Annotated in this window: 23 protein-coding genes and 2 tRNA genes; 17 read left to right on the forward strand and 8 right to left on the reverse strand. The window is 66.6% G+C overall.

Going from position 1 to position 23,198, the window contains the following annotated elements; translation table 11 throughout:
• Together Q8814_RS09650 and gdhA are read left to right on the forward strand one after the other, a co-directional pair.
• The coding region (locus tag Q8814_RS09650) for a helix-turn-helix transcriptional regulator (RefSeq protein ID WP_330151791.1) at positions 1-438 on the forward strand (438 nt) is incomplete at its 5' end.
• A 184-nt stretch (positions 439-622) separates the two neighbouring features.
• Positions 623-1,966: an NADP-specific glutamate dehydrogenase gene (gene gdhA / locus Q8814_RS09655; protein ID WP_330151818.1), complete on the forward strand. Its 1,344-nt coding sequence runs from the start codon at positions 623-625 to the stop codon at positions 1,964-1,966.
• Between the two features lie 83 nt (positions 1,967-2,049).
• Here the strand turns inward: gdhA and Q8814_RS09660 are convergent, their stop codons facing one another.
• From Q8814_RS09660 to Q8814_RS09670, 3 genes are read right to left on the reverse strand one after another with little or no spacing between them, the layout of a single operon-like run.
• Entirely contained in the window at positions 2,050-2,277 is a 228-nt protein-coding gene (locus Q8814_RS09660) for a hypothetical protein (protein WP_330151792.1), read from the reverse strand.
• 11 nt (positions 2,278-2,288) lie between these two features.
• The gene (locus tag Q8814_RS09665; RefSeq protein WP_330151793.1) at positions 2,289-3,536 is read right to left on the reverse strand and encodes a fatty acid desaturase family protein; all 1,248 of its coding nucleotides are present in this window, start codon (positions 3,534-3,536) and stop codon (positions 2,289-2,291) included.
• 24 nt (positions 3,537-3,560) lie between these two features.
• Positions 3,561-4,673, reverse strand: a complete 1,113-nt coding sequence (locus tag Q8814_RS09670; protein ID WP_330151794.1) for a ferredoxin reductase — start codon at positions 4,671-4,673, stop codon at positions 3,561-3,563.
• Between the two features lie 153 nt (positions 4,674-4,826).
• Between Q8814_RS09670 and Q8814_RS09675 the strand changes: the two genes are divergently transcribed.
• From Q8814_RS09675 to Q8814_RS09695, 5 genes are all read left to right on the forward strand, one after another.
• Complete coding sequence (locus tag Q8814_RS09675) at positions 4,827-5,468, forward strand: TetR family transcriptional regulator (protein WP_330151795.1); 642 nt, start codon at positions 4,827-4,829, stop codon at positions 5,466-5,468.
• Between the two features lie 24 nt (positions 5,469-5,492).
• Entirely contained in the window at positions 5,493-6,332 is an 840-nt protein-coding gene (locus Q8814_RS09680; RefSeq protein ID WP_330151796.1) for an alpha/beta fold hydrolase, read from the forward strand.
• A gap of 19 nt (positions 6,333-6,351) precedes the next feature.
• Entirely contained in the window at positions 6,352-6,801 is a 450-nt protein-coding gene (locus Q8814_RS09685; RefSeq protein ID WP_330151797.1) for a hypothetical protein, read from the forward strand.
• A gap of 35 nt (positions 6,802-6,836) precedes the next feature.
• A complete protein-coding gene (locus tag Q8814_RS09690) occupies positions 6,837-7,664 on the forward strand; it encodes an acyl-CoA thioesterase (RefSeq protein WP_330151798.1) in 828 nt (275 codons plus the stop codon).
• A gap of 177 nt (positions 7,665-7,841) precedes the next feature.
• A complete protein-coding gene (locus Q8814_RS09695) occupies positions 7,842-8,648 on the forward strand; it encodes an SGNH/GDSL hydrolase family protein (protein WP_330151799.1) in 807 nt (268 codons plus the stop codon).
• On the opposite strand, the gene Q8814_RS09700 is transcribed toward Q8814_RS09695, so the two are convergent.
• The 3 genes from Q8814_RS09700 to Q8814_RS09710 all read right to left on the reverse strand — a co-directional run bounded on the left by Q8814_RS09700 (position 8,634) and on the right by Q8814_RS09710 (position 11,493).
• Positions 8,634-9,983 carry an MFS transporter gene (locus Q8814_RS09700; RefSeq protein WP_330151800.1) on the reverse strand — a complete coding sequence of 450 codons (1,350 nt, stop codon included), beginning with the start codon at positions 9,981-9,983 and terminating at the stop codon, positions 8,634-8,636. The two genes, Q8814_RS09695 and Q8814_RS09700, sit on opposite strands and share 15 nt — an antisense overlap.
• 24 nt (positions 9,984-10,007) lie before the next feature.
• On the reverse strand, positions 10,008-10,616 hold the full coding sequence (locus Q8814_RS09705; RefSeq protein WP_330151801.1) for a TetR/AcrR family transcriptional regulator: 609 nt from the start codon (positions 10,614-10,616) through the stop codon (positions 10,008-10,010).
• Positions 10,617-10,725: 109 nt separating this feature from the next.
• Positions 10,726-11,493 (reverse strand): SDR family oxidoreductase, encoded by a 768-nt coding sequence (locus Q8814_RS09710; RefSeq protein WP_330151802.1) that lies wholly within the window; start codon positions 11,491-11,493, stop codon positions 10,726-10,728.
• A gap of 173 nt (positions 11,494-11,666) precedes the next feature.
• Between Q8814_RS09710 and Q8814_RS09715 the strand changes: the two genes are divergently transcribed.
• The 7 genes from Q8814_RS09715 to Q8814_RS09745 all read left to right on the forward strand — a co-directional run bounded on the left by Q8814_RS09715 (position 11,667) and on the right by Q8814_RS09745 (position 19,044).
• Positions 11,667-12,470 carry an ABC transporter ATP-binding protein gene (locus Q8814_RS09715; protein ID WP_330151803.1) on the forward strand — a complete coding sequence of 268 codons (804 nt, stop codon included), beginning with the start codon at positions 11,667-11,669 and terminating at the stop codon, positions 12,468-12,470.
• Complete coding sequence (locus Q8814_RS09720; protein ID WP_330151804.1) at positions 12,467-13,186, forward strand: ABC transporter ATP-binding protein; 720 nt, start codon at positions 12,467-12,469, stop codon at positions 13,184-13,186. Before Q8814_RS09715 ends, Q8814_RS09720 begins: the two co-directional genes overlap by 4 nt.
• 10 nt (positions 13,187-13,196) lie before the next feature.
• Positions 13,197-14,075 (forward strand): branched-chain amino acid ABC transporter permease, encoded by an 879-nt coding sequence (locus Q8814_RS09725; protein ID WP_330151805.1) that lies wholly within the window; start codon positions 13,197-13,199, stop codon positions 14,073-14,075.
• A gap of 2 nt (positions 14,076-14,077) precedes the next feature.
• A complete protein-coding gene (locus Q8814_RS09730) occupies positions 14,078-15,184 on the forward strand; it encodes a branched-chain amino acid ABC transporter permease (protein ID WP_330151806.1) in 1,107 nt (368 codons plus the stop codon).
• Positions 15,181-16,443, forward strand: a complete 1,263-nt coding sequence (locus tag Q8814_RS09735; RefSeq protein ID WP_330151807.1) for an ABC transporter substrate-binding protein — start codon at positions 15,181-15,183, stop codon at positions 16,441-16,443. The genes Q8814_RS09730 and Q8814_RS09735 overlap by 4 nt, the downstream gene beginning before the upstream one ends.
• An 82-nt stretch (positions 16,444-16,525) precedes the next feature.
• A complete protein-coding gene (gene cmrA / locus Q8814_RS09740; protein ID WP_330151808.1) occupies positions 16,526-17,329 on the forward strand; it encodes a mycolate reductase in 804 nt (267 codons plus the stop codon).
• Positions 17,330-17,580: 251 nt separating this feature from the next.
• Complete coding sequence (locus tag Q8814_RS09745) at positions 17,581-19,044, forward strand: flavin-containing monooxygenase (protein WP_330151809.1); 1,464 nt, start codon at positions 17,581-17,583, stop codon at positions 19,042-19,044.
• 4 nt (positions 19,045-19,048) lie between these two features.
• On the opposite strand, the gene Q8814_RS09750 is transcribed toward Q8814_RS09745, so the two are convergent.
• Positions 19,049-20,602 carry a helicase HerA-like domain-containing protein gene (locus Q8814_RS09750; RefSeq protein ID WP_330151810.1) on the reverse strand — a complete coding sequence of 518 codons (1,554 nt, stop codon included), beginning with the start codon at positions 20,600-20,602 and terminating at the stop codon, positions 19,049-19,051.
• 84 nt (positions 20,603-20,686) lie between these two features.
• Between Q8814_RS09750 and orn the strand changes: the two genes are divergently transcribed.
• Both orn and Q8814_RS09760 read left to right on the forward strand, forming a co-directional pair.
• A complete protein-coding gene (orn, locus tag Q8814_RS09755; RefSeq protein ID WP_330151811.1) occupies positions 20,687-21,286 on the forward strand; it encodes an oligoribonuclease in 600 nt (199 codons plus the stop codon).
• A gap of 83 nt (positions 21,287-21,369) precedes the next feature.
• Positions 21,370-21,447: transfer RNA gene (locus Q8814_RS09760), tRNA-His, on the forward strand.
• A gap of 113 nt (positions 21,448-21,560) precedes the next feature.
• On the opposite strand, the gene Q8814_RS09765 is transcribed toward Q8814_RS09760, so the two are convergent.
• A complete protein-coding gene (locus tag Q8814_RS09765) occupies positions 21,561-22,700 on the reverse strand; it encodes a L,D-transpeptidase (protein ID WP_330151819.1) in 1,140 nt (379 codons plus the stop codon).
• Positions 22,701-23,036: 336 nt separating this feature from the next.
• On the opposite strand from Q8814_RS09765, the gene Q8814_RS09770 reads away from it, so the two are divergent.
• Positions 23,037-23,109 (forward strand) — tRNA-Lys (locus Q8814_RS09770).
• The last annotated feature ends 89 nt before the right edge of the window (positions 23,110-23,198 follow it).

Genomic DNA, 23,198 nt, shown 5'->3' on the forward strand with positions numbered 1-23,198 from the left:
ACCCCCGCGATACGCCTGTGGGAGGAGCGGCTGGCGGGCCCCGCTCGGCTGGCAGTGCTGATGCGGGCGGCGACGTTCGGTGCGCGCGCGAGCACCTCCGGGGTCTTCCGGGCCCGCGTGTGCGACACAGGCGGATCCTGGGTCGTGGTGCGTGCCGCCGCATTGGCCGACGACGGCGACGAATCCCGCACGGCGGTCACCATCGAACCCGCCGCGGACGGCGAACTCACCGAGCTGCTGTTCGCCGGTTACACGCTCACCGCACGCGAACGCGACGTGTGTGCCGGTGTGCTGCGCGGATACTCCACTGCCGAGATCGCCCAGGACCGGGGCATCACCCCGAACACCGTGCACGACCATCTCAAGTCCGTCTACGCCAAGACGGGTGCGGGCAGCCGGACGGAACTCGTCGCACGACTGGTCGGCCGCCACGGATGACTCCGTCGCCTTGTGCCGCGAATGCCCGCTCCCCTCTACCTCAGGACGACCTCTGCGGCCCGCCGAAAGCCGTGTGTTTCTTCTCCCACCTTGCGTCCGCGTTAACGACTTGCACTCGTTACGCCCTATAGTTCTCGTCGTAAAAGCCGTGTTACAGAATCCTCACACAGTCAGGCAGGTGGGCGTGTCGACCTCGGACCGCATCGCAGAGATCTACGAACAGGTAAAAGCCCGCAACGCCGGCGAACCTGAGTTCCACCAGGCTGCGGCCGAGGTGTTCGAATCTCTGCACGTCGTGCTGGACCGTCATCCGGGCTACTTCGAGTACGGTCTCATCGAGCGCCTCTGCGAGCCGGAGCGTCAGATCATCTTCCGCGTCCCGTGGATCGACGACAGCGGCCAGGTCCACGTCAACCGCGGGTTCCGCGTGCAGTACAACAGCGTGCTCGGCCCCTACAAGGGTGGTCTGCGGTTCCATCCGAGCGTGAACCTCGGCATCGTCAAGTTCCTCGGCTTCGAGCAGATCTTCAAGAACGCACTCACCGGCCTGCCCATCGGCGGCGGCAAGGGCGGTTCGGACTTCGACCCGAAGGGTCGCTCCGAGCAGGAGATCATGCGGTTCTGCCAGTCGTTCATGACGGAGCTGCACCGCCACATCGGTGAGTACACCGACGTTCCCGCCGGCGACATCGGTGTCGGTGGCCGCGAGATCGGCTACCTGTTCGGCCAGTACAAGCGCCTCACCAACTCGTACGAGTCCGGTGTCCTCACCGGCAAGGGCATCACGTGGGGCGGCTCGCAGGTGCGCAGGGAAGCCACCGGCTACGGCGCCGCCTACTTCGTTGCCGAGATGGCCAAGTACGTCGGCAGCTCCGTCGAGGGCCGCACCGCGGTCGTCTCCGGCTCCGGCAACGTCGCGATCTACGCGATCGAGAAGATCCATCAGCTCGGCGGCAAGGTTGTCGCGTGCTCGGATTCGTCGGGTTACATCTACGACAAGGCCGGCATCGACGTCGAACTCCTCAAGGAGATCAAGGAAGTCCGGCGCGCGCGCATCTGCGAATACGTCGAGGAGCGCACCGACGCCGAGTTCTTCCCCGACGGCAACGTCTGGACCGTGCCGTGCGAGATCGCGCTGCCGTGTGCCACGCAGAACGAGCTCGACGAGGACTCGGCGAAGACCCTCGTCTCCAACGGCGTCAAGGTCGTCGCCGAAGGCGCCAACATGCCGACCACTCCGGGCGGTATCTCCGTGTTCCGCGAAGCGGGCGTCGCGTTTGCCCCCGGCAAGGCGGCCAATGCGGGCGGTGTGGCCACCTCCGCGCTCGAAATGCAGCAGAACGCCTCCCGCGATTCGTGGCACTTCGACTACACCGACGAGCGACTCGCCGGCATCATGCGCGACATCCACGGTCGCTGCGTCGAGACGGCCGCCGAGTACGGAAAGCCGGGCGACTACGTGCACGGCGCCAACATCGCCGGATTCGTCAAGGTCGCCGACGCGATGTTCGCAATGGGCGTCATCTGACCGAATCCTCACAAGCAACAGGGCGGGCCTTTCCGGATATGTTCCGGAAAGGCCCGCCCTGTTTCGGTTCGACGCGGGCAGCCTTACTTCTCGGGTTCCGGCGCAGCGTCGCTCGCGCCGGACTGCTCGTCGTTGCGCGCCTTACGCGCGGCTTCGCGCATCTCGATGCCGTCGGTGACGAATTCTCCGATTTCGCGGGTCACGTCGCGGACCGCACCGGTGATGATCCCGGCGATGGCGCCGACCCGTGTCGCGGCGGATTCCGTCAATTCCTGGATCGTGTCCTTGTTGCGCTCGAACTTGCCGACCATGATGGACCCCCTCAGACGATGCCTGGCGCGAGAATACTCTCTGCGTCACGCCGACGCTCGTCCTGCGGGCGCCGCTCGAGCAGCACCGCGACCTCCGGCTCCTGCGACACCAGGCTCGGTGGAAGCGCGAGATTGAAGATCTTTCCCCACACCGATGCCACCTGGGCGGTCAGCCCCCGGGCGTTGTAGGGAAGGCCGTACTTCTCGCACAGCGCGCGCACCTGCGGGGCCAATTCGGGGTAGCGGTGGGCCGGAAGATCCGGGAACAGGTGGTGCTCGATCTGGTGCGACAGGTTGCCGGACATGATGTGGAACAGCGGCGAACCGGTGATGTTCGCACTACCGAGCATCTGACGCACGTACCACTGCCCGCGGGTCTCCTCGGCGGTTTCTTCCTGGGTGAAGGATTGGACACCGCTCGGGAAGTGCCCGCAGAAGATGATCGAGTACGCCCACACGTTCCGGACCAGGTTGGCGGCCGCGTTGCCGACGAGCGTCGGAACGAACATCGGCCCGGACAACAGCGGGAAGGCGACGTAGTCCTTGAGGACCTGCCGACGCGCTTTGCGCCACCAGCCGCGCGCAAGCGGGATCACATCGCGCCAGCTGCGTTTGCCGGTGACCAGCCGTTCCGCCTCGGCGTCGTGGAGCATCACGCCCCACTCGAACAGCAGCATCAGGGCCGTCGCGTAGAGGGGGTTGCCCAGATAGTAGGGATGCCACCGCTGGTTCGGGTCCATGCGCAGGATGCCGTACCCGATGTCGCGGTCCATCCCGAGGATGTTGGTGTATGTGTGATGCATGTAGTTGTGCGAGTGCCGCCACTGGTCCGACGGGCACACGGTGTCCCATTCGAAGGTGCGGGAGTTGAGCGACGGTTCCCGCATCCAGTCGTATTGACCGTGCATGACGTTGTGGCCGATCTCCATATTGTCGAGGATCTTCGACACGCTGAGCGATGCCACTCCGGCCAACCAGGCCGGCGGGAAGAGTCCGAAGAACAGCAGACCGCGGCCGGCTACTTCGAAGCCGCGTTGTGCCTTGATGATGCGGTAGATGTACTCGCGGTCCTCGGCACCGAGCGACGCGACGGTGCGTTCGCGCAGAGCGTCCAGTTCGCGACCGATCTCTTCGATCTGGTCATGGGTCAGCACGAGCGGTTCCGGAGTGGTGTGTCTGTCGGAGTTCCGTCCGGACAGGAACGATAGTCCGGGCAGGAACGACAGTGACGGTATCGAAGGCAGGGACAGTCCGAACATGGTGTCCTCCAGTGGTTTCGGTGTTCAGATTTCGACAGCGACGTCGCCGACCGGCGCGCTGATACAGATCTGGATGCGTGTGCCGGGTTCGGAGTCGAGTTCACCCGTGCGCACGTCGCGGGTGCAGCCCGAGACACGGACCGCGGTACAGGTGTGGCAGATACCCATCCGGCATCCGTGGTCCGGTGTGAGACCGGCGTTCTCGGCCTGTTCGAGGACGGTGGCGCCGGTGTTGTCCGCGACCACGCCGGAGGCCGCGAACGACACGGAACCCGACGCATCCGACGGGTCGGAGACGTACGCGGGCGGGGTGAACTCCTCGACACGGAGCAGATCGGCCGCGCCGACCTCCTCGTAGACCTCCCGGACGAGATCGACCAGTCCGGTCGGCCCGCACACGTAAGTCGGTGTATCCGCGAACCACGGCGCGACCGCGTCGAGGTGGGTTCGGTCGAAGCGACCCTGCAGATGCCCGCCCTCGGCCCTGGTGTAGGCGTAGACCACTTCGACGTTGGGCAGTTCGGCCAGAGCATCGAGTTCGGCCCGCCGGGGCACGTGGGCAGGGGTACGGGCGTAGTACAGGAACGTGACCGCGCCGGTGTGCCCTTCGGCGGCGAGCGCGTCGAGCATCGACAGCACCGGTGTGATGCCGGATCCTCCGCCGACGAGCAGCAGCCGGTCGGGGCGCTGCGCGGGGAGCACGAAGTCCCCGGCCGGGTCACCGATGTCCACCACGTCACCGGGGTGTGCGTGGTCGTACAGATGGCCCGAAACGAGCCCGTCGGGGTGCCGTCCCACCGTGAGCACGAGGCTGCCGTCGCGGTGCTGCGGCGAGCCCGCCGGCGAATACGAGCGGGTGTGCCGGACTCCGTCGATCGTCACGCCGATCTGCACATGCTGGCCCGGGGTGAACGTACAGGGCCGCGCCGGTTGCAGAGTCAGTGTCACGGATCCGACCGCGTTCCGGTCTACATGCGTAATCCGGGCGCGGTTCGTCGCCGTGGCCAGCAACGGGTCGGCGAGTTCGAGATAGCGGTCCGGGTGGTGCGGCGTCGAGAGTGTTTCCAGCGTCGCGACGAGCGCTTTTCTGGCCAGGGACCGGATCGGGGACACACGCGGGATTTGACGCACGACCATGGCTGTCCACCTTTCGAAGCGAATCGCGTCTGTCAGTGCACAGTCGTGCACTGAACTCAGTGTGACAGCCGGCAACACCAACCTGTCAACCCCGTTGTGACTCCGGTTACATCCGTCGGCCGATCGGCGCGGAACTCTGCCTACACTCGGGAGGTGTCCGTAGCCCCCGCCCCCGAGCCGACCACCCGCGCGGCGCGCAAGGAACGCACCCGCCAGACGTTGCTCGACACCGCGCTGGAGCTGTCCGGCGATCGCAGCTTCGCGGGGATCAGCCTGCGAGAAGTCACCCGTCAGGCCGGAATCGTGCCCACCGCGTTCTATCGGCACTTCGGCTCTATGGAAGAACTCGGCGTCGCCCTCGCCGCCGACACCATGCGGGTGCTGCGCGGGCTACTGCGCGACGCCCGACGCAACCCCGGGCCCGCGAACGCCCGCGACTCGCTCGCGGTGCTCGTCCGGGAAGTCCGCGCACACGAGCGTGCGTTCCGCTTCCTCGCGCGCGAACGCTACGGCGGCCAGCCCACTGTGGCGCACGCCATCACAACCGAACTGCGGTTGCTCACCAGCGAATTGGCGGTGGACCTCGCGCGCACACCCGGCCTGTCCGACTGGGACGTCGACGACCTCGAGATGGCCGCCGACCTGCTGGTCACCGCCGTCCTCGAAGTCGTGCTCGAGTTACTCGCGGTCGACCGCCCCGGCGGCGCCGCCGAAGCCGAGGTGGTCGCACGCGGAGAAAAACAGATGCGCCTGATCATGCTGGGCATGGCTGCGTGGAAACCCCGCCGCGCCTGACGGCCCGCCCGTACGGTGGACGGCATGTTCGAGACCACCGCAGTGACGCTCGGCGACCTCTCCTTCGATGTCCGATCCGCGGGGCCCGATCAGGGCACTCCCATCGTGCTGTTGCACGGATTTCCCGAAACCGGCCGCAGCTGGAACGCGGTCGCCCGCGCGCTCGTCGACCACGGACTGCGGGTGCTGGTGCCCGACCAGCGGGGCTACTCCCCCGGCGCGCGACCGGCCGACGTCTCCGAGTACACGCTCGACAAGCTGGTCACGGATGTGATCGGTCTGCTCGATGCGTTCGGGCTCGACACCGCACACCTGGCCGGCCACGATTGGGGCGCCGTGGTCGCGTGGCAGACCGCCGTCCGGCACCCCGACCGTATTCTGTCGCTGACCGCGGTCTCGGTTCCGCATCCCGCGGCGTTCGGATGGGCGCTGCGCAACGATCCCGATCAGCAGGCCCGCTCGTCGTACTTCGCGCTCCTCCGAGAGGAAGGCAAGGCGGAGTCGGTGCTGCTCGAGGACGACGCCCGCCGATTGCGGGCCATGTACGGGCAGGGTGTCGAGTCGGACGCGGTCGACGAGTACGTCCGGACATTGAGCGAGCCCGGTGCGCTCACCGGGGCACTGAACTGGTACCGCGCCATGACGCGCGACTTCGGCGACATTCCCCCCGTCCGGGTACCGGCCACGTACGTGTGGAGCACCGGCGACTCGGCGATGGGGGCCGCAGCCGCCGAGCGCTGCGGCGAATTCGTCGAGGCAGACTACGAATTCGTCGTCGTGCCCGACATCTCGCACTGGGTTCCAGAGGAGGCGCCGGGCGCAGTCGCCGACGCCGTCCGCGCACGCGTTCGCAAGTGTCGGTAGCCGGCGGAAGGCCTGCGTGATGAGACGAGCGAAGGGTCCGGCGATCGCGATTCTGGTGCTGCTCGTACTGGGTGCGGTGGTGTTCTACGCGACGCGGGACGGGTCGACCGAGTCGGCGGAACGACCACTCGAGGACAGTTCGTTCGTCATCGAAGGGCGCCGCACCACGTGCACCCAACTGTTCCGACACCCGTGCGACTACAGCCTTCAGTTGGAGTTCAACCGCTCGGGACACAACCTCGAGAACTTCGTGAACTCGGAATATCTGGGCCCGTACGCCGAGAACATCGGCTTCGCGGAATCCGCGAAGCTCGCCCTCCAGGCCTGCGTGCTTTCACACACCGCGGGGAAGACCATCCTGGAGTTCGTCGAAGTCGGGCGAGCCGACCATCCGGATGCCGGACTCGTCGAACTCTTCCCGTTCTGGAACCGGGCGCGCCAGCAACTCTGCCCGATGCCGTGGCAGTGATCGCCGACGATCCCCGGTGTGCTTGCATTGCAGGCATGCCCGAATCCGAGTCCCCGGCAGCTACCCATGTCTTCGACGAGGCGATCGATCTGGTCTTCGCCGGTGACAACCGCTTCACCGGTCACACCCATGCCGCGTACGCGAACATGGTGGGGCCCTTCGGCGGCATCACCGCGGCCACGATATTGCGTGCCGTCGAGCAGCACCCGGATGTCCTCGGCATTCCGCTCTCGCTGACGATCAATTTTGCCGGACCGGTGGCAGAGGGACCCTTCGACATCGTCGCCCGTCCCGTGCGCACCAATCGTTCGACGCAGCACTGGTCGATCGAGTTGTCGCAGGACGGCGCCGTTGCGACCACCGCGACCGCGGTGTTCGGCACCCGGCGTGCGACGTGGTCGTCGACCGAACACCCGGCTCCTCCCGTACCGCCCGTTGAAGATGTCGCGTCCCAGCCGTTTCCCGACTTCGTCGCCTGGGGCCGCAACTACGAGATGCGGTTCGTCGAGGGCGCGATTCCCGAACCGAACGCGGGCGAGCACCCGGACTCGACCACCACTCTGTGGGTTCGCGACAACCCGCCACGCCCACTGGACTTCCCGGCGCTGGCAGCTCTGGGCGATGTGTTCTTTCCGCGCATCTTCCTGCGTCGCGGCCACGTCCTGCCGGCGGGCACGGTGACCCTGACGATCTACTTCCACGCCGACGCCGAGGCGCTCGCCGACCAGTCCGACAGCGCAGTGCTCGCCACGGCGCGCAGCCATCAGTTCCGCAACGGCTACTTCGACCAGTCGGCGCACCTGTGGGGCTCGGACGGCACGGCACTCGCGACCTCGCACCAGCTCGTGTACTTCAAAGCCTGAGCGCACGCGTCACGGCACCGGCATTCCTTGACAGGCCGGTCGCACGGTCGGATTATCGGCAGCACACGCCGCCGGTTTCCAGTGGCCGCCGACATCACCGGGAGTGCCGTGCGTACAGGAATCGCTCGTCTGGGGGTTCTCGGCTCCGCCCTCACCACAGCGGCTTGCATGACGTTCATGCCCGAGACCCAGTCCGTATCGGCCGCTCCGCACTACGATTCGTATGTCGCCCTCGGCGATTCGTTCACGGCAGGTCCGGGAATCCCGCCCCAGGCGGCGGACGCATGCGGACGATCGGGCAGTAACTACCCCACCCTCGTCGCTGCCGCCCTGGACGTACCCCACTTCGTCGACGTGTCCTGCGGTGGCGCGGTGTCCACCCACCTCGAACACCCGCAACCGACCTTCCGGGGCGTCGCCGTCCCACCCCAGTACGAGGCGCTGACCCCGGACACGGATCTGGTCACCGTGGGCGTCGGCGGCAACGACATCGGTCTGGTCCAACTCGCTGCAGGCTGCGTCAATCTGTCTCCGCCGCCCGACGGGCTGTCGTGCGCGGAGACGAACACAGCCGGTGGTACCGACAGGGTCGACGCCGTCATCAACGCGTTCGCTCCCCGCTACGAGATGATCGCGGACGAGATCCGGGAGCGCTCACCGCACGCGCGGATCGTCTTCGTCGGCTATCCCACGGGTATCCGCGCCGGCGGGTGCTTCCCCGAGCAGCGGGTGTGGCCGCAGGACGCGACGTACCTGCAGGACAAGATCGGCCGGTTGAACACCGTCATGGAGCAGCAGGCGCACGCTGCGGATGCCGAGTACGTCGATCTGGGTTCGTCGACCGTCGGGCACGATGCGTGCGCCGAACCCGGCGACCGTTGGATGGAAGGTCTCGTCCCCGTGGCCGAATCGATTCCGATGCATCCCAACGCAGCCGGGCATCGCAACACCGCCGAGCGGATTCTCGAATCACTCGCCGGCTGACGATGGCGTCCGTGCGGGTGTCTCCGGTGCGCGCACGGCCAGCAGCGCCACCAGACCGATCCCCAGGACGAGCAGCAGACCGGCGATGCCGGCGCGGTCGGCCGCGAACCCCCATGCGAAGAACCCGAACAGGGTGGGAGCCAGGAACGACACCGCCCGGCCGGTGGTGGCATACAGACCGAACATCTGCCCTTCGCGTCCCGGTGGAGTGATGCGGGCAAGGAATGTGCGGGCAGATGCCTGCGCGGGCCCGACGAACAGGCACAACAGCAGCCCGAAGATCCAGAACATGAGAGGGCCGGACACGGCGAGCAGCACCGTCCCGATCGCGATCATCGCGGCGAGGGACACGACGATGACCGCCTTGGGCCCGACCAGGTCGTCCACGCGTCCGGCGGCGAGTGCACCGAGTGCGGCCACGACGTTGGCGGCGACACCGAACAGCAGCACATCACCGGCGCCGATCCCGTAGACGGTCACCGCGAGCACCGCGCCGAACGTGAAGACCCCGGCGAGGCCGTCGCGGAAGAGCGCGGACGCCCCGAGGTACCAGATGGTGCGGCGGTCCGCCTGCCACAGCTCACGCAAGTCGGCGAACAGGATGCGATAGGACTCGACGAGTCCGGCACGACGCGACTCGTCGAGCTGCCCGGTCGGTTTCTCGGGGACGGTGAACAGCACCGGCAGCGCGAATACCAGGAACCACACCGCTGCGAAGACCGCGACGAGCCTGATGTTCGTGCCGGCCTCGGTGGTCACTCCCAGGAATCCCCGGGTGTCGCCGTCCCCGGCGATGAATCCCGTATAGCACAGCAGCAGCAAGACGATACCGCCGAAATACCCCATAGCCCAGCCGAACCCGGAGACCCGTCCGATGTTCTCCTCGGTGGAGACCTGCCGCAGCATCGCGTTGTACGGCACCTGCGCGAGTTCGGCGATGACCGAGGCCGCTCCGAGCAACACGAGCCCCAGCCACAGATAGCCAGAATCGTCGCGGACGAAGAACATCGCGGCCATCAGCGCGATCGTCACGAATGTGAGCACGCCCAGTGAGCGTTTGCGCCGGCCCGTCGCGTCGTAGCGCTGCCCCGACACCGGTGCCGTGACGGCGATGACGAAACCAGCGATGCCCAGCGACCAACCCAGCCACGTACCGGCCGAGACGGATCCGGGCAGGTCGTCGCCCACCGCATCCGTCAGATACACCGAGAACACGAAAGTCAGGATCACCGCGTGGAATGCGGACGACCCCCAATCCCACAATCCCCACGCGACCACCTGGCGGCGTGTGGTGGCCTCGCCGATACCGGCCGGCGTCTGCGTGCGTGGCGTCATGCACGGCAGCCTAGGCCGTCTCCGCTATCCGAGGGCGACGTGCACGGCGGCGGCGAGCAGCGCGGCCACCGTCTGACGCATCACCACCGTGGCGTCGGCGACGGCGAGGTTGTACTCGTCGCGCAGCACCGCCCACGACGCCCACGTGCTGGCGATCCCCAGGGCCTGCACCGCCTGCGTGCGGCGTGCGGACGGGAGCGGCGCGAGTTCGCGGGCGAACAGGATCTCGACTTCGTCGGTGACGCGCTCGATATGCCGCATGCGGTTGGTGCGCAGTTCCCGCGAGAACGGTTCGCGAAGCGCCGCCGCCCGCGCGTACGGGGCGATGAACTCGAGTAGCTTCGCGCGTTGCACACAGAACTTGCCGACGCGTTCGGGCAGGTCGAGTCCGGGCGAGACGGGCACGAACATGGCGTCCTGGCGGCGCAGCAGTTCTGCGCCGGTCGCTGCGAAGAGCGTCTCGAGGTCGCTGAAGTTGACCCACAGCGCGCGCAGGGAGACGCCGGCCTGTTCGGCGATCTGCGCGCCGGTCGGTTTGAGTTCCCCGGCCTCGATCAAGGCGATGTGCGCGTCGATCACTGCGCGTCGGGTGCGCTCCGCGCGTGCGGTCCGACCATCCGACGTGCTCGTCACCACCGCTCCCTCACTCGTTCGTTGCTCGGCTGTCCAGCATTGTGCCAGTGCCCCGGCCGGGGGCATACCGGATGTCGCGCAGGCCTCGGATCCCGGGAAGGGACGGGGCTCACTCCGGCCTCGGTGCGGCGCCACCCCCGTCGACCGACAACACCTGGCCGGTGACCCAGGAGGCCTCGTCCGACACCAGGTAGGACACCGCCGACGCGACATCCGAGGGCACACCGAGTCGATTCATCGGATACCGCGCCGCGACCTGTTCCTCACGGCCCTCGTACAGGGCCGCCGCGAAGCGGGTCTTCACGATGGCCGGAGCAACGGCGTTGACGCAGATCGAGGGTCCGAGTTCGGTGGCCAGAGAGCGGGTGAGCTGGTTCAGTGCCGCCTTGCTCACGCCGTAGAACGCGATCCCGGGAGAGTGCGCGAACGCTGACACCGACGAGATATTCACTACCGCACCACCTTCGGCGGCGGTGGCGGCAAAGCGCTGGGTCCAGGCCAGAGCGCCGAGCACGTTGACCTCGAGGATCTTGCGGGCGGCATCGAGGTCGAGGTCGAGCAGCGGGCCGTAGACCGGGTTGGTACCGGCGTTGTTGAGAAGGATGTCGACCCTGCCGAAACGGTCGACGGCGCAGCGCATCACCTCGTCGCGGTGCGCGGGGTCGTGCGCCTTGCCTGCAACGCCGCACGCGACGTCGGAGCCGAGCGCGGTCACCGCGTCGGCCAGCGGCTCGGGTGAACGTGCGGTGAGCACCACTTTCGCGCCGTCTGCCACGAGGCGCTCGGCGATTCCGAGCCCGATTCCGCGACTGCTGCCGGTGACGATCGCGACGCGCCCTGCCAACCGGCCCGGGGTTCCTGCGCTGGGTACGACCACTGCCTCGACTCCTCTGCTTCGAAAATGATCCGAGTTCCGAAAACGATCCGTTCGGACAGTAGAAACATACACTCACAGTGTTGTAACGTGACGCGCTAACGTGACGCCGATCTCATCGATCCGCGGCATAACGCCCGAACTACCGGAACTCCTCGAGAGAAAGTGCACCGTCTGTGCAATCCACCGACACCCGGGGTGAACTCCCCGCCCGGCTCGAACTCACCGACATCGGAGTACGTTTCGGGGGCATCGTGGCGCTCGACGACGTATCCCTCCGCGTACCGGCCGGCGCCGTCGTCGGCATCATGGGACCGAACGGCGCAGGAAAGACCACGCTGTTCAACGTCGTCTGCGGCTTCCTACGTCCCCGGACAGGGACCATGACGTTGGACGGCACCCCGCGGCGTCCTGCCCCGCACCGGCTCGTGCGGCACGGCGTGGCACGCACGCTGCAAGGTCTCGGCCTCTTCGGCGGGCTCACGGCGCTCGAGAATGTCGCCGCCGGTGCGGCACGCTCGCACCGCGCGCCGTTCGTCAACGGCCTGCTGGGACTGCCGTACGGCACCCGCACCAACCGCGCGGCCCGGACCGCAGCCGCGGCACTACTCGACGAATTCGGCATCGGCGCCTACGCGGGCGCACTGCCCCCGGCACTCCCCTACCCGGTCGCGAAGAAGGTCGCGCTGGCCCGCGCCCTCATCTCGGATCCGACGCTGATCCTCCTCGACGAACCGGCCGGTGGGCTCGACAGCACCGACATCGAAGACCTGCGAACCCTGATCCGGCAACTGCCCACTCGTGGGAGCGGGTCACGCTCGGTGATGCTCGTCGAGCACAACGTCGAACTGATCATGTCGGTGTGCGACCACATCGTCGTTCTCGACTTCGGCAAGGTGATCGCCGCAGGTACACCCGACGAAATCCGATCCGATCCTCTGGTCGCCGCCGCCTACCTCGGCGGACAGGAGGCGGCGTGAGCGCTCCACTGCTCCGGGTCGAAAACCTCACGGCGGGATACGGTCCCGTACCCGTTCTGCACGAGGTGAGCTTCGAGGTTCCCGCCGGCACGATCGCCGCAATCGTCGGTTCCAACGGCGCCGGAAAAACCACGCTGCTCCGCGCGCTCTCGGGCACACTGCCCGCGATCCAGGGCTCCATCACCGTCGGGGGCACACCGCTGCTCGGTGTCCCGACCGAGAACCTGGTGCGCCACGGCGTCGCACACGTCCCCGAAGGTCGCGGGGTGATCGGCGAATTGACCGTCGACGAGAACCTGCGTCTCGGAGGACTGTGGCGCAAGGACCGCGCCGGCACCACCCGCGCCGTCGCCGAGATGTACGAGATGTTCGAACCACTCGCACGGCGGCGCACCAGTTCCGGCAACCAGCTCTCCGGCGGTGAACGGCAGATGCTCGCGATCGGCCGGGCCCTCGTCGCGCGGCCGTCACTGCTGCTGCTCGACGAGCCGTCGCTCGGTCTCGCTCCGCGCATCGTCGACCGCATCATGGCGGTATTGCGCGACCTGCGCGACCGCTCCGGACTGACGGTGGTGCTCGTAGAACAGAACGCGCACAGCGCACTCCCGATCGCCGATCAGGCGATCGTCCTGTCGCTCGGTCGCATCACCGTTGCCACCTCGGCCGCAGAACTCGCCCTCGACAGCGACTTCCGTACCGCGTACCTGGGATTCTGAGGAGTAACCCGTGGACAGATTCGTGTTCCTCACCGTCGACGGTCTCGCGCGCGGCGCCGTCTTCGCTGCCTTCGCGCTCGCTCTCGTGATCATCTGGCGTGGCACCCGCATGATCAACTTCGCGCAGGGCGCGATGGCCGCGGCCACCACCTACATCGCCTATTCGGTCACGTCGGCGACCGGCTCGTACTGGTACGGACTCGTCGCCGCGGTGGTGAGCGGTTTCCTCCTCGGCGCGCTCGTCGAGCGAGTCCTGATCCGCCGTCTCGACCAGAGCCGTCCGCTGGCCGCGGTGATCGTGGCCCTCGGGCTGGTCATGGTGATCCACGCGGTGCTCGGCATGGTGTACGGCAACGACTTCCGCCCGATGCAACTCCCGTTCAGCCGCGATCCGATCCGGGTGGGTGAGGTCGCGTTGCTGTCGCCGTACGACGTCTTCGTCTTCGCTGCCGTCGGTGCAGTGGTCGCCGGTCTCGCGCTGCTGTTCACCCGAACCGACATCGGACTGAAGATGCGGGCATCGGCGTTCGCGCCGGACGTGTCGCGACTGCTGGGCGTCAAGGTCTCGGCGATGCTCACACTCGGCTGGGCCCTGGCGGGTGCGGTCGGCGGTCTCGCGGCACTGCTGATCGTTCCCACCGAACTCGGATTGAATCCGCACGCAGTCGATCTCGTGTTCATCTTCGCCTTCACCGCTGCGGTGATCGGCGGTCTGGACAGCCCCGTCGGCGCCGTGATCGGCGGACTCTCGACGGGTCTGCTGCTGAGTTTCGTCAGCGGCTATCTCAGTGGGAGCATCGCGCCGATCGCGGTGCTCCTGATGCTGCTGGCGGTGCTGCTGTTGCGACCCCAGGGCATCTTCTCCGGCGTCGCCACCAGACAGGTCTGACCATGCACAGTTCCCGTTTCGATTCGTTCGCGGCGCGCGCAGCAGTGGTGTTCGTCGTCACGGCCGTGACGATCGCACTGGTCTTCGTGCTGCCCCCCTTCCGGAACTACCAGCTGGCCACGATCGCCGCATACTTGTGTGCCACCGCCGGATTGACCGTGCTCATCGGTCGCAACGGCCAGCTCTCCCTCGGCCACGGAGCCCTGATGGCTTGCGGCGCATACACGTTCGCACTGACGGCAAACTGGATGGGCGACGCCGGCGGCACCGGCATCGCCGTGCTGCTCGCGCCACTGGCCACGGCCGTTCTCGTCACGTCGGTCGTCGGGCTCGTCGCGGGCGCCGCCGCCGCGCGGTTGCACGGCCCGTACCTGGCCGGCCTGACCCTCGCGCTCGTCGTCGTCATCCCGTCGATCACGACCACGTTCTCCGACGTGCTCGGCGGCGATCAAGGACTGTGGGCGTACGTGGAGGGACCGCCGAGCGGCATCGCCGCGATGTTCACCGTCGAACAATGGCAGGCAACCGTCGCGGTGATCGCCGCCGCCGTCACCGTCCTCGCCATGTCGAATCTCATCGCGAGTGACTTCGGCCGTCGCATGCAGGCCGTGCGCGACGACGAGATCGCGGCCCGCCTTTCCGGTATCGACGTCGCACGCACCAAGGTCGCCACCTTCGTGGCCAGCGCCGGAGCGGCCGGCCTCGGTGGCGGTGTCCTCGCAATGGTGTCCCAAAGCGCCTCCCCCGGCGCATTCGGTGTCACCTTCTCGCTGTTCCTGCTCATGGGCGTGGTCATCGGCGGCCTCGGCTCCCTGCTCGGAGCCGTGTGGGGCGCAGCGCTCCTCGTCGTACTGCCCGCGCTCGTCTCGGCGCTCGGCGACGCGCTCGAACTCTCCCCCGCCCTGGCAGAACGGCTCGACGGCAACCTCGCGATCGCCGTCTTCGGTGTGGCCGTGATCGTCATCGTCCTGCTCGCCCCCGCGGGCCTGCAGGGCCTGTTCGCGAAAGCGTTTCGTCAGCTCCTCCCCGGCCCGCGCGCACCACGGCAGGGTCGGCGCTCCGGCTCCACTCCCGTTTCCACACCATCGAAAGCAGAGGCCAGCATATGAAAACAGTTCGGCGGCACAAGGTTTCTCTCGCTGCTCTCGCAGCGGCAACGGCGGTGACGATGGCCGCCTGCGGCAGCGGTACCACCGCCTCGACCGGATCTTCCGGCGACGGCGACACCACCGGCGTCACCGACACCTCGGTGCTCGTCGGCACGCACATGCCGCTGACCGGGCCTGCCGCCGCAGGTTACTCGAAGATTCCCCCGGCCACCCAGGCGTACTTCGACTACGTCAACGAGCAGGGCGGCGTTCACGGACGCACCATCGAGTACAAGGTGCTCGACGACGGGTACAACCCTTCCACCACGCAGCAGGTCGTGCGCGAACTGGTGTTGCAGGATCGCGTCTTCGCCGTGCTCGGTGGTCTCGGCACCCCCACCCACTCCGGCGTGCTCGACTTCCTCCACACCAACAACGTGCCCGACCTGTTCGTCGCGTCCGGGTCGCGGACCTGGAATCAGCCCGACAAGTATCCCCGGACTTTCGGGTTCAACGCGGACTACACCGTCGAGGCGAAGATCATGGCCCAGTACGTGAAGGACAACCTGCCCGGCAAGAAGGTGTGCACGCTCGGGCAGGACGACGATTTCGGTGCCGACTACCTCGCGGGGGTCGAGCAGATCCTCGGCGCCGACGCGGTCGTCGAGCGACAGCTCTACGCCACCAGCAACACGAACGTCGCCCCGCAGATCGGCGCCCTCCAGGCTGCCGGATGCGAGGTGGTCATGCTCGCAACCATTCCCGGCTTCACCGCCTTGGCTATCGGCACCGCCGGTAGGCTCGGTTTCCGGCCGCAGTGGACCACTGCCTCGGTCGGCGGCGACTACCTGACACTGTCGAAGACGCTCGGGGAGGCGGCACCGCTCGCCGACGGCCTGCTCAGCACCAACTATCTGCCGTCGCACTTCAGCGAAAACGACGAGTGGACCACCAAGTTCCGGGAGATCAACGCGCAGTACAACAACGGTGCCGAGTTCGACGGCAACGTCGTCTACGGCATGTCGGTGGCGCACCTGTTCGTGCAGGCGCTCGAAGCGGCGGGCGAGAACCCCACCCGCGAATCCATCGTCGAGTCCGTCGTCGGGAACGACTTCTCCGGTCCGAACCTCGTGCCCTTCCGGTTCTCGGCGGAGGACCATTCGGGAGCCGGGGGTGCCCGGGTCAACCAGGTCACCGGTGGCGTACAGGAGTATTTCGGCCCCGCGTACACCACCACCGACGCGGTCGGCGACCCGGTCGTGGAGCACAACGCCGAATAAAGCCACAGCATGCGGACGCTGCGGGGTCGGGCATCGCGGGGGATGCCCGACCTCCGGTGTGACCCCGATAGGCTGGCTCACTGTGACTCTTCCGAATCCGCATCCCGATGCTCGCGCCGTCGTCACCGGAGCCTCCTCCGGCATCGGCGAGGCCCTCGCCACCGAACTCGCCGCCCGCGGGCATTCTCTGATCCTCGTCGCGCGTCGCGGCGAAGTGATGGAAGACCTCGCCGAGACCCTGCGGTCCACCCACGGCGTGACCGTCGAGGTGCGCGCGTGCGACCTGTCCGATCGCGACGCACGCGCCGTTCTGGTCGATGAACTGTCGCAGCGGCGGATCAGCATCCTGTGCAACAACGCCGGCATCGCGACCTTCGGCGCGGTGGCGGAACTGGACGCGGCCTACGAGCGCGCCCAGGTGGAGCTCAACGCGGTTGCCGTGCACGATCTCACCCTCGCCGTACTGCCGCAGATGGTGGAGCGTCGCTCGGGCGCGATCCTGATGGTGGGATCCGCCGCCGGCAACATGGCGATCCCGAACAACGCCACCTATGCCGCGACGAAGGCCTTCGTCAACACGTTCTCGGAGTCGCTCCGCGGTGAACTCAAGGGCACCGGGGTCAACGTCACCCTGCTCGCGCCCGGGCCGGTGCGTACCGAGACACCCGACCCCGACGAGGCGTCGATCGTCGACAAACTCGTTCCCGACGCGCTGTGGATCTCCAGTGAGCACACCGCGAAGGTGTCGCTCGATGCACTCGCCGACAACAGGATGCGGATCGTGCCCGGACCGATCAGCAAGATCATGTCGGTGGCGGGTCAGTTTGCACCGCGTTCGCTCTCTGCGCCCATCGCGGGTGCGTTCTACAAGAAACTCGGTGGCTGAACTCCACCTCACCTTCCGGCAACCGGTCACCCCAGCGCACGACGCTCGTCGCGCATCGGTGGCCGGTTGCCGTTTATTACGGTGAGATGGGCCACTTTTCCGCTCCGCCGGTTCGAGCTCTCGCCACCACGCCGACCTGGTCTTTCGGGACACTTTTGTCACTTGGAGACGCCGTCGTGCTCCCTTCTCACATTTCGATACGTGTGTTAACAAGTACTTAGGGAAAATATTCACAAAATCAGGGAGAAGCTTTGACGCCGAAGATCGCCATTCTGGGAGCAGGTCCGAGCGGGCTCGCGCAACTGCGCGCCTTCGAGGCAGCACGGAAAGCCGGTCTCGAGCAAATTCCCGACATCGTCTGCTACGAGAAGCAGCCCGACTGGGGCGGCATGTGGAACTACACATGGCGCACCGGCCTCGACGAGAACGGTGAGCCCGTTCACGCGAGCATGTACCGATTCCTGTGGTCGAACGGCCCCAAGGAATGCCTCGAGTTCGCCGACTACTCCTTCGAGGAGCACTTCGGCCGCCAGATTCCTTCCTATCCGCCCCGCGCCGTGCTGCTCGACTACATCATGGGCCGCGTCGAGAAAAGCGATGTGCGCAAGTACATCCGGTTCAACACCGCCGTCCGCTGGGTCGAATACTCGGAGGAAACCCAGAAGTTCACGGTCACCGTCTTCGATCACGATCGTGGTGTGCTCGAATCGAACGAATTCGATTATGTCGTCGTCGCCACCGGTCACTTCTCGACTCCCAACGCCCCGGAATTCGAAGGCCTCGATCACTTCCCGGGCCGCGTACTGCATGCCCACGATTTCCGTGATGCCCGCGAATTCACCGGCAAGCGACTGCTTCTCGTCGGCAGCAGCTACTCCGCCGAGGACATCGGCACCCAGTGCTACAAGTACGGGGCGAAGCAGATCACCTTCAGCTACCGGTCCGCTCCCATGGGCCACGACTGGCCCGAGGCATTCTCCGAGGTTCCGCTGCTCACGCACGTGGACGGCAACGTCGCGCACTTCAAGGACGGCAGTACCCGCGAGGTCGACGCGATCATGCTCTGCACCGGGTACAAGCACCACTATCCGTTCCTGCCCGACGAGTTGCGGCTGCGCACCAACAACCGCCTCTACCCGCGGAACATCTACAAGGGCATCTTCTTCCAGGACAACCCGCGTCTGATGTATCTCGGAATGCAGGACCAGTACTTCACGTTCAACATGTTCGACGCGCAGGCCTGGTACGCCCGCGACGTCATGCTCGGACGAATTGCTCTGCCCGACCGCGAGACCCGCGAACACGACATCGACTCGTGGCGCACCCGCGAAGAAGCGTTGACGAACCCGACCGAGGACATCGACTTCCAGGCCGCGTACATCCGCGACCTCGTCGATGTGACGGACTACCCCGAATTCCACGTCGAACGCCAGGGTGAGGTGTTCAAACAGTGGAAGCAGGACAAGAAGCACGACATCATGGGTTACCGCAACCGCAGCTACACCTCGACGCTGACCGGAACCGTCGCGCCCCCGCTGCCCGATGCGTGGATGAACATCCTCGACGATTCCGCGGAGTCGTTCCTGCGGCACGACTTCACGGCGGAATCGAAGCCCGGCCCGGTCGCGCCACGCCGGATCGATCGAACCCGGGTGCATTCCCCCGCGCGCAGCCNGCGCCCTGTGGCAACGCGCGCGGCGGCCACTCGCGTGTAACTGCTCAACGCCGCCTGCGGCGGCCGGTGCCGAAGATGCTGCGAGAGATCTCCCGCCCGGCCGCCGACGCCGCCGACCGCAGGAAGCTTCGCACCACCGTGCTCTCCAGGACCCGTTCGACCACGGTGTCGTCGTCACGAGCCGGAGGCGTCGCGGAGATATCGGGCAGCGGCGGAGCTTCGAACTCGGGATCGACGTCGGGGGCTCCCCCCACTGCCGACATCAGCTTCTCGTACGCGGATTCCCGATCGATCGTGCGTCCGTACTTGCCGTAGAGCGGGGCGGCCTGCGCGGCAGCCCGGATCGCGGTGTCTCCGACGGTGCCCATCAGCGATCGCGGCGGGCGGATGCGTGTCCACGCGACCGGTGTGGGCGCGCCCGTTTCCGAGAGCACCGTCACGATCGCTTCCCCGGTGCCGAGTGAGGTGAGCGCTTCGTCGAGTTCGTAGAATTCGGTGCGCGGATAGGTCCGCACCGTCCGGGCCAGCGCCTTCTGATCATCCGGGGTGAACGCCCGCAGCGCGTGCTGCACCCGCGCCCCGAGCTGCGAGAGAATTGCATTCGGAATATCGGTGGGCAACTGCGAACAGAACACCACTCCGACCCCCTTGGACCGGATCAGCTTCACCGTCTGCTCGATCTGCTGCAGAAACGCCTTCGACGCGTCGTCGAACAGCAGGTGCGCCTCGTCGAAGACGAACACCAGCTTCGGCTTGTCCAGGTCGCCGACCTCGGGCAGTGACTGGAACAGATCGGCGAGCAACCACATCAAGAAGGTGGAGAACAGCACGGGACGGATCGCCTGTGCGCCGAGTTCGAAGAGACTGATCACGCCCTGGTCGCCGACGGTACGCAGCAGATCTTCGGTTTCGAGTTCGGGCTCTCCGAAAAACGTGTCACCCCCGTCATTTTCGAGGTTCACAACAGCGCGCAGCACCACTCCGGCCGTCGCTTTCGACACACCCCCGATTCCCTTCAGGTCGGCTTTGCCCTCGTCGCTCGACAGGTACGCGACGACTTCCCGCAGATCCTTCAGATCGAGTAACGGCAGACCCCGTTCGTCGGCCCAGTGGAAGATCAACCGCAGGGTCGATTCCTGCGTCGCGTTCAGCTGCAACACCTTGCTCAACAGGATCGGACCGAACGCGGTGACCGTCGCACGGACCGGCACGCCGAGCCCCTCGGTGCCCAGCGAGTAGAACTGGACCGGAAAGCCGCTCGGACACCAGCCGGGATCTCCGGTATCCACGGCGCGCAGCGCGACCTCGTCGGAGGCCACTCCGGCGGCCGAAAGCCCGGACAGATCCCCCTTGATGTCCGCCATGACGACAGGCACGCCCGCAGCGGAGAGCTGTTCCGCGATGACCTGCAGGGTTTTGGTCTTGCCGGTTCCGGTCGCGCCGGCGACCAGCCCGTGCCGGTTCAGGGTCGCCAGCGGGATCCGCACCCGCGCCGACGGGACGACGACACCGTCGTGCACGACAGTGCCGAGATCGAGCGCAGGACCGTCCACGGTGTATCCGGCGGCGATCCGGGTGGCCGCTCCGTCATCCGCCATTCGAGCCCCTCCTCGGGCACGGCTCGCGCAGCTCGGTGCCCACCGCAGACTTTAATCGCCCGACGCCTGGCTACGCTGTCTGTTGTGCAGGACAAACTCGTATGGATCGACTGTGAGATGACCGGGCTGCGGATCGGCAGCGACAAGCTGATCGAGATCGCAGCACTCGTCACCGACAGTGACCTCAATGTGCTCGGCGACGGCGTGGACATCGTCATCCACGCCGACGACGACGCGCTCGCCGACATGCCGGAAGTCGTGCAGCAGATGCACGCCCGGTCCGGGCTGACCGAGGAGGTGCGCCGCTCCACCGTCAGTCTCGCCGAGGCCGAGAAACTGGTACTCGACTACATCCGAGAACATGTCCCCGAAGCAGGCACCGCGCCCCTCGCCGGCAACTCCATCGCCACGGATCGCGGGTTCATCGCCCGGGACATGCCCGAACTCGACACCTACCTCCACTACCGGATGGTGGATGTCAGCTCCATCAAGGAGCTCTGCCGGCGCTGGTATCCGAAGATCTACTTCGGCCAGCCGGAAAAGGGACTGTCGCATCGAGCGCTCGCGGATATCAAGGAATCGATCCGGGAGCTGCGCTACTACCGGCGCACCGTTTTCGTGCCCGAACCGGGCCCGACGGCTGCCGACATCGCCGCCGCCGTGCGGACTCTCGGCCCGGCCTGACCTGCCGATTCGTTGTTTCCGACAGAAGCACGCTAGTATCTCTACCGCAGGCGCAACCGGCCCCGGCCGGGAGCAAATGCGATGGTGAGTGTAGTTCAGTTGGTAGAGCACCAGGTTGTGATCCTGGCTGTCGCGGGTTCGAGTCCCGTCACTCACCCCCACAGGAAACCCCTGGCCGGTAACACCGGTCAGGGGTTTTCTCGTCTCCGAGGGTGAGCTCCCTTCGCGGGCGGACCCGGGCGACGAAGAGTCGCCCGCGAAGAGGAGTCGAACGTCAGGCGGCGGCGTTACCCGTCTTCCACGTCGACCACGGAATGTTCCAGTCACCGAGCCCGTCGGTGCCGGAAAGGACACCGCCGACGGTGTTCCTCACGACGACGACGTCGCCGCGCTTGGTGTTGTCGAAAATCCACTTGGCGTCGGCCGGGCTCAGGTTCAGGCAACCGTGACTGGTGTTGCGGTACCCCTGGTCGCCCAGCGACCACGGAGCAGAATGGAAGAAGATACCGCTGTAGGACATCCGGGTCGCCCAATCCACCGGCGTGCGGTAGCCGTCCGCCGAATCCACGGCCACCCCGTACGTCGACGAATCCATCACCAGGTGATCGAAGCGATCTCCGATGGTGTAGACGCCGTTGGGGGTGGGGGTGTCGTTCTTGCCCATCGACGTCGGCATCGTCATCACGTCGGCGCCGTTGCGGTTGACGGTGACCTGCTTGGTGTTGTCGTCGACGGAAATGACGACCGCGTCGCCGATGGCGAACGACGAGGCCACGTCGGACTGCCCGAACAGACCCTCCCCGAGGTCCTTGCCGTATACGTCCACATCGACCGTGACGGTGGTGCCGGGCGCCCAGTACTGCTCGGGCCGCCACCGCACCTCCCGGTTGTTGAGCCAGTAGAACGCGCCCTCCACGGGCGGCTCGGTCACCACGGTGATCGCCTTCTCGGCGGCGAGGCGGTCGGGGATGTTCTCGTCGAACTGCACGGCGACCGGCTGGCCGATCCCCACGACGGCGCCGTCGCCCGGCATGACGTACGGCTGTGTGAGGTTTCCCGGCGACGACGTCGTGAAGGAGGCAACCGATGTGACGGCGCCGCCGAGCCCGTAGGCGACGACTTCGAGGACGTACTCGCGGTTGTAGCCGAGTGGTTCGTTGTTCGTCCACGTCGTGCCGTCGGTGCCGAGTTCCCCGGCCACGGGTTCGCCGGCGGGGCTGAGCAAGGTCACCGAGTCGAGCTTGCCGTTGACGACCGACACCGTGACGGGGTCGATCGGGGAGAAGCCGACACCACCGTCGACGACGCTCGAGGAAACCGTGGGCTTGATCAGAGCGGCGACAGGATTGGAATCGATCGGTGTCTCGTCCGCTCCGGACCCCGAGGCGGCCGAACACGCTGTGACGAACGCCATGATCCCGACGATCAGCAATCCCAGCATCGATGCGGTCCGCCGACGCCGCTGCTGCGTCACACTCACTTCGCTCACTCCCACTTTCCGATTTCGCCTTACCGAGGCCGAAAACTGCATGTCACCATGCGTATTCACGATGATGCCAGTCGGCTGAAGACGCCTTCGTCCGCGACGCTCGCGCGTCGGTAACGTTCGAATACCAATCGCCGGTGACCGCCGATTCGTTACAGTCCCCAGCCACGAAACAACACATGACCAGGCGATTTGGCGCGATAGTCGAAGGTGTGTAATCTTCTTTTCGTCGCCGGGACAACGGCCCGGAGACAATATCACCAAGCGCCATTAGCTCAATTGGCAGAGCAGCTGACTCTTAATCAGCGGGTTCGGGGTTCGAGTCCCTGATGGCGCACAACGAAAATCCCCCGGTCTTCGACCGGGGGATTTTTTTGTCCTCGACATCGCAAGCGTACGACCTCCGGGAAACGACAGGGCGTCCGC

This window comes from Rhodococcus chondri (assembly GCF_036327435.1).
GTDB lineage: Bacteria > Actinomycetota > Actinomycetes > Mycobacteriales > Mycobacteriaceae > Rhodococcus > Rhodococcus chondri.

Excerpts from the sequence above, each read along its gene's own strand:
- Q8814_RS09700 (WP_330151800.1), bottom strand. The coding sequence starts at position 9,983 with ATGACGCCACGCACGCAGACGCCGGCCGGTATCGGCGAGGCCACCACA.
- Q8814_RS09685 (WP_330151797.1), top strand. The coding sequence starts at position 6,352 with ATGAGACGAGCGAAGGGTCCGGCGATCGCGATTCTGGTGCTGCTCGTA.
- Q8814_RS09660 (WP_330151792.1), bottom strand. The coding sequence starts at position 2,277 with ATGGTCGGCAAGTTCGAGCGCAACAAGGACACGATCCAGGAATTGACG.
- Q8814_RS09670 (WP_330151794.1), bottom strand. The coding sequence starts at position 4,673 with ATGGTCGTGCGTCAAATCCCGCGTGTGTCCCCGATCCGGTCCCTGGCC.
- Q8814_RS09665 (WP_330151793.1), bottom strand. The coding sequence starts at position 3,536 with ATGTTCGGACTGTCCCTGCCTTCGATACCGTCACTGTCGTTCCTGCCC.
- Q8814_RS09750 (WP_330151810.1), bottom strand. The coding sequence starts at position 20,602 with ATGGCGGATGACGGAGCGGCCACCCGGATCGCCGCCGGATACACCGTG.
- Q8814_RS09765 (WP_330151819.1), bottom strand. The coding sequence starts at position 22,700 with ATGGCGTTCGTCACAGCGTGTTCGGCCGCCTCGGGGTCCGGAGCGGAC.
- Q8814_RS09695 (WP_330151799.1), top strand. The coding sequence starts at position 7,842 with ATGCCCGAGACCCAGTCCGTATCGGCCGCTCCGCACTACGATTCGTAT.
- Q8814_RS09735 (WP_330151807.1), top strand. The coding sequence starts at position 15,181 with ATGAAAACAGTTCGGCGGCACAAGGTTTCTCTCGCTGCTCTCGCAGCG.
- Q8814_RS09680 (WP_330151796.1), top strand. The coding sequence starts at position 5,493 with ATGTTCGAGACCACCGCAGTGACGCTCGGCGACCTCTCCTTCGATGTC.
- Q8814_RS09730 (WP_330151806.1), top strand. The coding sequence starts at position 14,078 with ATGCACAGTTCCCGTTTCGATTCGTTCGCGGCGCGCGCAGCAGTGGTG.
- Q8814_RS09690 (WP_330151798.1), top strand. The coding sequence starts at position 6,837 with ATGCCCGAATCCGAGTCCCCGGCAGCTACCCATGTCTTCGACGAGGCG.